This window comes from Beijerinckia sp. L45 (assembly GCF_009765775.1).
GTDB lineage: Bacteria > Pseudomonadota > Alphaproteobacteria > Rhizobiales > Beijerinckiaceae > RH-AL1.
On sequence record NZ_LMUU01000008.1, the window covers coordinates 1 to 8,095 of the forward strand.

Here is an 8,095-nt window from a genome sequence, read left to right on the forward strand (position 1 = left end):
ATGCCCAAATATGAGTCTTGTCCGCCACACGCCTAAAGGACACGACGGCGATTTCGGCTTAGCGCTTGCGCTCGGACTCAATCACTGATTCCCTGGGGGTAGTCGGTAACGGGGATCGTGATGAGACAAGCCACCAGCGGACGAACCAACCTGTTCTCACCCTTCCTGCAGGCGATCGCAGCGCGCGCGGCACAAGCCGCAGCCATCGGCCGTCCCGCGCAGGACGCGATCTACGCCGTTTCGCACGAGCGGCAGGGCACTGCGATCATCACGACGCGCGGTCAGCGCTTCTCGATTCACCAGATCGGCAGCATGTTCGGCAGTGAATGAATCGCGACGGCAACCGCTCCGGTCGCCGCGCCCTGCTTGCCGTTTTAACCCGGCGACATCAGCGAATGGTTCGCTGACTCACCATCGCCGCACGCCAGCTCGATTTGGGCCTGCGCCTCAATCCTCCTGCATCGCTTCGCTCAGCTTGTCGTAGTACTTGGTGACGAGCTTGATGTTTTCCGGATATTTCACCGGCGTCACTGTCTTCTGCGCGTCCTGAAGTTCCGCCAGCGCCTTCTTCTTGTCGAGCGGCGGAATCTCTTTGTCGGCGTTCAGGGTTGCGATCTGCTTCTTGATGACGGCGTCCGACCCGACGTATGTCTTGGTCTGCGGATCGAACCCCGCCAGCACCAGACCGATATTCGCGACGACTTGATCGAACTCGGCGTAATCCGCGAAGCCGTTCTTTTTTGCGATGCCGTCAAGCTCCGCCTGAACCTTCGGATCGGGCTTGTCGGACTGTTCCGACATCTTGGCGGTCGCCGCCCCAATGTCCTTTTGCGCCGCCAGCAGGCCCTGGACCTGCTTCTCGGTCAAAGCCATCTGCGCGAGAGCTGGAGCCTCTGCGGTGTCGGCTTGGGGCGTCGCGGGCGCGGGCCGGGGCTGAGCGGAGGCGGGGCCGCCGATACCCCAAAGCAGCGCCAGGGACAAAACCGATAGACCCGAGGCCGTTGCGATAGGGCGGATGAAGGCGCGCATAGGTGTCTCCGTAAGCATGGCCCGACAGGGCGACGGGCAGCGCCGCGGACCATGCCGCAACATTGTGATACCTTGGTGGCGGTAGGGTCGTGGCCGGCGTGCCGTCGGATCTGCGGATGGAGAGCACAGGGTGACCGATACCGAAATCACGGCGGATCAGTGCAGGATCGGCCGGGCTGCCGTCGGCTGGACCGAGGACGATCTTGCCGCCGCCGCGGGCGTCGCGGTCGGGATCATAACCGATCTGGAGAACGGGCTTGCTGCCGATGCCGCTGCATCGAGCCGGATTCTGGCGGCATTGGCGGACGTCGGAGTCAGTTTTTTTTCTGCGCCCGACGGCAGTGCGCGGATGCGAGCCCGGACCCTCGACGGCATCATCGAAGCGCCCGTCGCGATGACCCAAAGACGCTGACGTATGGTTTCAACTGATTGAAAATGCGGGACGTTCGCCAGATTGTAATCCGTGGCATGTCCGCCGAATTTCTTGCCAAACGGTAAATACATGCCAGAGGATCAAATTGCGCATGCCAGCATCCGCAAGTCTAAGTCCTGGACAATCGATTTAGACTGTATATTTCAGGGATTATGACCTTGGCGAATGCTCCGTCTTCCGTCTAACATCGTCCATGATTGCCGAGGGAATCGCTCCGCAGTTGAATGAGGATTGAATGATGGAAAAAGCGGATCTAAGACTACTCGGGCGGAGCACCGAAATCGTGTCGGCATTCGTGAGCAACAACGCCGTCCGCGTCAGCGACCTTGGCGCGTTGATCGAAAGTGTTCACATGTCGTTGCTGCAACTGTCCGGCGGGGCGCCCGTCGAAGCGCCGGTTGTCGCTGCCGAGCCGGCTGTCTCGATCCGCAAGTCCGTGTCCCACGACTATGTTTACTGTCTGGAGGACGGCAAGAAGTTCAAGTCGATCCGACGCCATCTGATGACGGCCCATGGGCTGACCCCCGAGCAATACCGGGACAAGTGGGCGCTGCCGCCGCAATACCCGATGGTCGCGCCGGCCTATGCGTCCGCACGGTCGGATCTAGCGAAGAATTCCGGGCTTGGCCGGGTCAATGGCCAGCGCTCCGACGTGCCGGCGTCCTCGGCTCAACCGGCCGACGCCGCTGCCAAGAAGCCACGCGGGCGGCCGCGGACCCGGCCAGCTGCTTGATTCTAAACCGTTATGATCCGCGATGAAGAAGGTTGGAGAGATAATCCTCTCCAACCTCAAGGTATAAAAATGCTTATGCTCAAGCTGATGCACCGTATTGCGACGGCATAAATCGAAACGTCATTTTAGAACTGCAATATGGGGACGCTGGAAACCTCATTGATAACGTATGTACCCTCATGCATACCTGAGGTTGTGTCAAGAAATCTTTTCACCTAGATTCTCTAAGCAATCCGTGTTGCGCGAATGCAGCATTTTTGCCTTTCGCCGAGACTCCATTCCCGCCCCGGGACATTCTTCGGCGTCTACCGCGCTTCACAAAAAAAACGGTAGGCGATGACCTGTCGGTAGGCCTCGCCCGGTTGCAAAATCGTCGAGGGAAAGGCCGGGTGGTTCGAGGCATCCGGATAGGCCTGCGGCTCGAAGGCGATCCCGGCGGTCTGGCGATACGTGCCGCCGTGCCCCACGAGCGCCCCGTTCAGGCTGTTGCCGGTATAGACCTGCACCCCGACCTGTGTCGTCGTGATCTCGAGACCCCGGCCGCTTGCGGGATGCGTCATCCGCACCGCCGCACCGTCGGTGTCGTCCAGAATGAAATGATGATCGAAGCCGCGCGCGTAGAGCAGCTGCGTGTCGTCGCCGCGAATGCGCGATCCGATCACCACCGGGGCGCGCAGATCGAACGGCGTGCCGGACACGGGGCGGATCTCGCCCGTCGGAATCTGCGTGGTATCGGTCGGGAGGAAGGCCGATGCGTTAACCTGGACGGTGTGGTCGCAGACGTCGAGGGCCGCCGCGCCGGCGAGGTTGAAATAGGGATGTGCGCTGAGGTTGAGCGGGGTGGCCTTCGTGGTGCTGGCCTCGAGCGTCAGGTTCAGCGTGTCGCCGTCCAGGCGGTAGGTCGCGCGAATGCTGACGGCGCCGGGAAAGCCCTGATCGCCGTCCGGGCTCTCCAACGTGAAAACGACATGCGTTGCCGAGCGCTCGGCCACGGCCCAGAAGGTCTTGGCGATGGCCTGTTTGCCGCCGTGCAGCGTGTTCTCGCCGTCGTTCTGCGAGAGCTGGTAGGTGGTGCCGTCGAGGGTAAAACGGCCGCCGGCAATGCGGTTGGCATAGCGCCCGATGACCGCGCCGAACGATCCCGCCTTTAGGATCATGTCGGCGCGATCGAAGCCGAGCAGCACGTGATCGCTTCGGCCGCTGCGGTCCGGCGCCTCGATCGACAGCATGCGTGCGCCATAGTTCGTCAATCCGACGCGCAGGGTGTCGCTCGTCAGGGTCAGCAGGCCGACCGGCGTGCCGTCAGGCGCGCGACCCAGAATGCTGTCGAAATCGGGGGTCATGGACGCGGCCTTTCCAGGAGGGACGAGCGGGCGAGGCGCCGCCCGCGGTGCAAAAATCCGGCGACGGTCAGAGCGATCAGCAGGATCGTCGCCGCGGCGGCCAGCATCATCACGCGCTCGATGCGCAGCGTGTAGACACCGGCCACCGGGTTCCAGCCGTAGCACAGCAGCAGTGCGTGCGCGCCGAGGGACAGCGGCGCGGCGCCCCCCTCTGTCAGCGCGAGCTTGAGACCGAGCGGGTCGAGCGCGAAGGGGCTCAGAACGCGCTGCGCCAGACCCCGCGCGTCGACAAGCACGAGGCCGGCAGGGTGGGCGAATTGCCCGTGTTCGACATCGAAAGGAGCCACCAGCCCGACGCTGGCGCGCAGCGCCTGCAGCGCCGGGGCATCGTTGGTGAAGAACAGTCCGGCGTGCTGCAGCGAGCCCTTGGTGTGGGTGTCGCGAAATGCCGCCGCGTCGGCTTGCGTTTGCGCCGCATCGAGCGCGACGGCGATGACGTTGTAGTCCTGGCCAAGCGTCAGGCCGACCTTGGGCAGGGTCTCCGACAACTGGTCGAGGATCACGCCGCACAGCGACTGGCAGCGATAATCGGTGAACACCAGCAGCGCCGGCTTCTTCGCGAGCGTCTGACCGAGCGTCGTGTCGCGGCCTCCCGGTCCGTGGAGCACCGCGTCGGCTGGCAGGGATGTGCCGGGCACCAGGTGAAAGCCGGCATCCTTCAGGTCGAGCCGGGTCAGCGCCACCGCGGGCGCGATGCCGACCAGGACGGCGATGGCAACGATGATCATCCGCAGGTCGGTCAGCACGCGGCCTCCAGGACGACCGCCTCCGCGGCCTCGGCATCGACGAAGGAGAAATCCGGCAGCTGATGCCGCGCAAAAGTCTCCTGGCGCTTGATATAGCGCCGGGTGTCGGCTTTTCCCGTCTCGATCGCCTCATCGAGGGCGAGCCCGTCGCGAAGATGCTGGAGAAGCGGGGGGACGCCATGGGCGCGCATTACCGGCAGCGCAGGGTCGAGGCCGCGGGCGGCGAGAGCCGCGACCTCGGCGAGGGCGCCGTCCGCCATCATCGCATCGAAGCGCCGGTCGATCCGCGCGCGCAGCGCTGCGCGATCCATGGTGAGGAACACGGCGGGACAGTGGGCTGTATCGAGCAGCGGCACGCTGCGGGTGTTCTGGAAACTGAGCAGGCTATGCCCCGTCGCGGCAAAAACTTCCAGGGCGCGGATGATGCGCTGCGGGTCGGTCGGGCGCAGTTTTGCCGCCCCGAGCGGGTCGAGAAGGGCAAGTTCGGCATGCAGCTCTTCGGGCGCCCGGCCATCGGCTTGCGCGCGGACGTTCGCGCGGACCGCCTCGGGAACCGGCGGAATATCGGAAAGGCCCTGCGTCAACGCCTTGAAGTAAAGCCCCGTGCCACCGACGAAAATCGGAATGCGTTCAAGTGATCTCGCAGCGTCGATCGCGGCCGCGGCGGCGGCAAGCCAGCGGCTGACGGAAAAATTTTCGGCGCCGTCGATCGTGCCGAACAGGTCGTGGGGGACGCTTGCTTCCTCGGCCGGGGTCGGTCGCGCGGTGATGATGCGGAGATCGCGGTAGACCTGCATGGAATCGGCGTTCAGCACGATCCCGCCGAGGCGCCGCGCCAGGCGGATCGCCAGCGCCGACTTGCCGCTGGCCGTCGGCCCTGCGATGAGGATCGCTTGCCGCCTCTTCACGTCTCGATGATGCACAGACCTTGACCCACGTCGTGACCCTGATCGCCAATCCGGCGACGCCCGTTCTGGCCGAGCGCCACCTGAGAGCCGTCGCCGCGGCTTTGCCGCCGGTCGCCGTGCCGCAGTGGCTGGCGCCGGGCATCGCCGCCGATCTTTCTTTCGCACCGCCGGCAGGGGCCGACAACAAGCGTCTCGCCGCCGATCTCCGGGCGATGCTCGATGGCGAACCCATCGACGTCGTCGTGCAGGCCACGGCAGGGCGCCGCAAGCACCTGCTCGTCGCCGACATGGACTCGACCCTGATCGCGCAGGAATCCATCGACGAGCTCGCCGAGGCTGTCGGCCTGCGCGCCCATATCGCCGCCATCACCGAGCGGTCGATGCGCGGCGAGATCGCCTTCGAGCCGGCTTTGCGCGAGCGCGTCGCCTTGCTACGCGGCTTGCCGCTCGACACGGCGCTGCGCATTTTCGACGAGCGCATCACGGTAACGCCCGGCGCTTCCACGCTGGTGGCGACGATGCAGGCGCATGGCGCCCTGGCGATCGTCGCATCGGGCGGATTCACGGTGCTGACGGCCCGGATCGCGGCGATGCTCGGGTGCGACGCGCATTTCGCCAATCGGCTCGTCGTGGCCGAAGGCCAGCTCACGGGAGAGCTCGAGGAGCCGCTGTTCGGGCGCGCCGCGAAACGCCGGATCCTGGAAAGCCACCGTGACGCGAGGGGCCTGATGGCTCGTGACACGATGGCGGTCGGCGACGGCGCCAACGATCTCGCGATGCTGGACGTGGCGGGGCTCGGCGTGGCGTTCCGCGCCAAGCCGGCGGTCGCGGCGGCGGCAGAAGCGCGGATCGATCATGGCGACCTCACCGCGCTGCTCTATCTTCAGGGCTTTTCGCTCTCGGAGTTCGCCGGCGCTTAGGCCGCCGTTGCGGGCGAAGCGACCCGGTTTAGATCTGCTCGACGGCGTTCACTTCCGGAATGAAATGCTGCAGCAAATTCTGGATGCCGTGCTTCAGCGTGGCCGTCGACGACGGGCAGCCCTGGCAGGAGCCCTTCATCGCGAGATAGACGGTGCCGTCCTTAAAACCTTTGAACTTGATGTCGCCGCCGTCGCTGGCGACCGCCGGGCGGACGCGGGTTTCCAGCAGGTCCTTGATGGTGTCGACTATCTCAGAATCGTCCTTGTCGAAGAACTCGTCGGCCTCGTCGCCGTCATGCTCTTCGCCCTGGGCGAGCAGCGGCGCGCCGGAGGTGAAATGCTCCATGATGATGCCGAGCACGGCGGGCTTCAGCTCCTGCCAGTCGGTCGCGTCGGTCTTGGTCACGGTAATGAAATCGGAGCCGTAGAAAACGCCCGTCACGCCGTCGATGGCGAACAGGGCTTCCGCCAGCGGCGAGCGCTCGGCGCCGCGCGCGTCGCGGATGTCCAGCGTGCCTTCCGGCAGCACGGGTTTTCCAGGCAGGAAGCGCAGGGTTGCCGGGTTCGGCGTGGTTTCGGTTTGGATGAACATATTTTCTCGTCCGGTTCGCATGCGCGGTGCTGTTGCCCTTGATATGGGCGTGTTCGCGTGAGGAGACAAGCAGTTGTGGCGTATCCTCACCTGCGCGAAGCGCGGGGGAGGGGGACCGCCGAAGGCGGTGGAGGGGGCGCCGCACTACGTCCCTGGAGACACGAATGCGGATCAGGCTTCAGCATTTTAGCGTCGCGATGCGTCACGCGTCACGGTTCTTCGGTCTGCTGGGATACAGCGATACGCATTCAGAATGAGCGTTGAGGTGAGGCGGATCAAGACCTGAGGTTGGCTCGATCTGTGAGTTCTGACGTCTGCGCGGCTGCGACAAGTCCGATCGCCCCGCAACGGCTGCGCAGGCCCCCCAACCATGCTTCGCATGGTTCCCCCTCTCCTGCGAGGGGGAAGATCGCCGGCGACTTAGGCCGCCGCCTGATCCTGCGGCGCCTCGATGGCGGAAACATCTGCTGCAACTTCGAACGCCGTCGCGGCGGCGCTGAGCGTCACCTTGCCCTCGTCGATGCGGAAGCCGACGCTCATGCCGGCTTCGCGGGCGACGAGGCCGGTGTAGTAGGCCTGGATCCCGTGGGCGTCGACCGATCCCTCGAGATCGCCGGCGAGGAGATGCGGGATGTGGCTGGCGAGACGGGAGTTCGGGCCGCTCGCCTCGATGCTGATCGTCAGCGCCTCGTCGAGGCCCTCGATCGTCACGGCGATAAGGCCGCCGCGCGGCACGGTCGCCACGGCGATCATGTAGAGGTTGAGGATTAGCTTGACCTTGTTCTTCGGCAGCAGCGCGCGGGTGGCATTCCACACCAGCGTCGTGCGCTCGTCGTTGAGCAGGCCGCGGGCGACCTGTTCGGCGTCGCCGGTGTCGATCAGCGCGCCGGCCGATCCGGCGGCGCCGAAGGCGAGGCGGCAGAACTGCAGGCGGGCCGAGGCGCCGCGCGCGCTCTTCTTGATGAGGTCGAGGGCGAAGCCCCGCATGTCCTCATCCTTCTCGTCCTCCAAAACTTCGAGGCCGTTGATGATCGCCCCGACAGGGCTGATCACGTCGTGGCACACCCGCGAGCAGAGAAGCGCTGCGAGATCGAGAGGATCGAGAGAAAAAGCCGGCATTCGTCTCATCCATTCTGGCTGCTGAGGGCAAAGCCCGTTCCGCAGCTAAACGTCGATTGGTTAATGCGAGGTTACGACGCGAATCAGAGGTACGCCTGACTGCACTTTTGTAGCGCGCGTCCGAAAGTCTGAAAAGAGTCGGCCAGGCGAATCTCGCGATCTCTTCAAACTAAGTCGTAAACTTACACGTGCGAGCCCCAGACGATTGACGG

At 64.7% G+C, this 8,095-nt stretch carries 10 protein-coding genes; 4 read left to right on the forward strand and 6 right to left on the reverse strand.

The genetic code is table 11. The annotated features are described in order from the left end of the window. The first annotated feature begins 120 nt into the window (after positions 1-120). Positions 121-330, forward strand: coding sequence for a hypothetical protein (locus GSQ79_RS00740; protein WP_158806827.1), 210 nt, complete (start codon positions 121-123; stop codon positions 328-330). A gap of 117 nt (positions 331-447) precedes the next feature. On the opposite strand, the gene GSQ79_RS00745 is transcribed toward GSQ79_RS00740, so the two are convergent. Continuing rightward, positions 448-1,029 (reverse strand): hypothetical protein, encoded by a 582-nt coding sequence (locus tag GSQ79_RS00745; protein WP_158806828.1) that lies wholly within the window; start codon positions 1,027-1,029, stop codon positions 448-450. A 130-nt stretch (positions 1,030-1,159) separates the two neighbouring features. Here GSQ79_RS00745 and GSQ79_RS00750 point away from each other — a divergent pair, with 130 nt between their 5' ends. Beyond that, positions 1,160-1,441 (forward strand): XRE family transcriptional regulator, encoded by a 282-nt coding sequence (locus GSQ79_RS00750; RefSeq protein WP_158806829.1) that lies wholly within the window; start codon positions 1,160-1,162, stop codon positions 1,439-1,441. Between the two features lie 259 nt (positions 1,442-1,700). Next, positions 1,701-2,195, forward strand: a complete 495-nt coding sequence (locus GSQ79_RS00755; protein WP_305764605.1) for a MucR family transcriptional regulator — start codon at positions 1,701-1,703, stop codon at positions 2,193-2,195. A gap of 305 nt (positions 2,196-2,500) precedes the next feature. Here GSQ79_RS00755 and GSQ79_RS00760 read toward each other — a convergent pair whose 3' ends face one another. Genes GSQ79_RS00760 through miaA form a run of 3 tightly spaced genes read right to left on the reverse strand, consistent with a single transcriptional unit; the run spans position 2,501 to position 5,252 of the window. Then, positions 2,501-3,538 carry an aldose epimerase family protein gene (locus GSQ79_RS00760; protein ID WP_158806831.1) on the reverse strand — a complete coding sequence of 346 codons (1,038 nt, stop codon included), beginning with the start codon at positions 3,536-3,538 and terminating at the stop codon, positions 2,501-2,503. Continuing rightward, positions 3,535-4,344: a hypothetical protein gene (locus tag GSQ79_RS00765; protein ID WP_158806832.1), complete on the reverse strand. Its 810-nt coding sequence runs from the start codon at positions 4,342-4,344 to the stop codon at positions 3,535-3,537. The genes GSQ79_RS00760 and GSQ79_RS00765 overlap by 4 nt, the downstream gene beginning before the upstream one ends. Next, positions 4,338-5,252, reverse strand: a complete 915-nt coding sequence (gene miaA / locus GSQ79_RS00770; RefSeq protein ID WP_246725021.1) for a tRNA (adenosine(37)-N6)-dimethylallyltransferase MiaA — start codon at positions 5,250-5,252, stop codon at positions 4,338-4,340. Before miaA ends, GSQ79_RS00765 begins: the two co-directional genes overlap by 7 nt. A 20-nt stretch (positions 5,253-5,272) precedes the next feature. On the opposite strand from miaA, the gene serB reads away from it, so the two are divergent. Beyond that, positions 5,273-6,172, forward strand: a complete 900-nt coding sequence (gene serB, locus GSQ79_RS00775; protein WP_158806834.1) for a phosphoserine phosphatase SerB — start codon at positions 5,273-5,275, stop codon at positions 6,170-6,172. 28 nt (positions 6,173-6,200) lie between these two features. Here serB and GSQ79_RS00780 read toward each other — a convergent pair whose 3' ends face one another. Both GSQ79_RS00780 and chpT read right to left on the reverse strand, forming a co-directional pair. Continuing rightward, the gene (locus tag GSQ79_RS00780; protein ID WP_158806835.1) at positions 6,201-6,764 is read right to left on the reverse strand and encodes a NifU family protein; all 564 of its coding nucleotides are present in this window, start codon (positions 6,762-6,764) and stop codon (positions 6,201-6,203) included. A gap of 420 nt (positions 6,765-7,184) precedes the next feature. Continuing rightward, the gene (gene chpT / locus GSQ79_RS00785; RefSeq protein ID WP_158806836.1) at positions 7,185-7,883 is read right to left on the reverse strand and encodes a histidine phosphotransferase ChpT; all 699 of its coding nucleotides are present in this window, start codon (positions 7,881-7,883) and stop codon (positions 7,185-7,187) included. Positions 7,884-8,095: the final 212 nt, after the last annotated feature.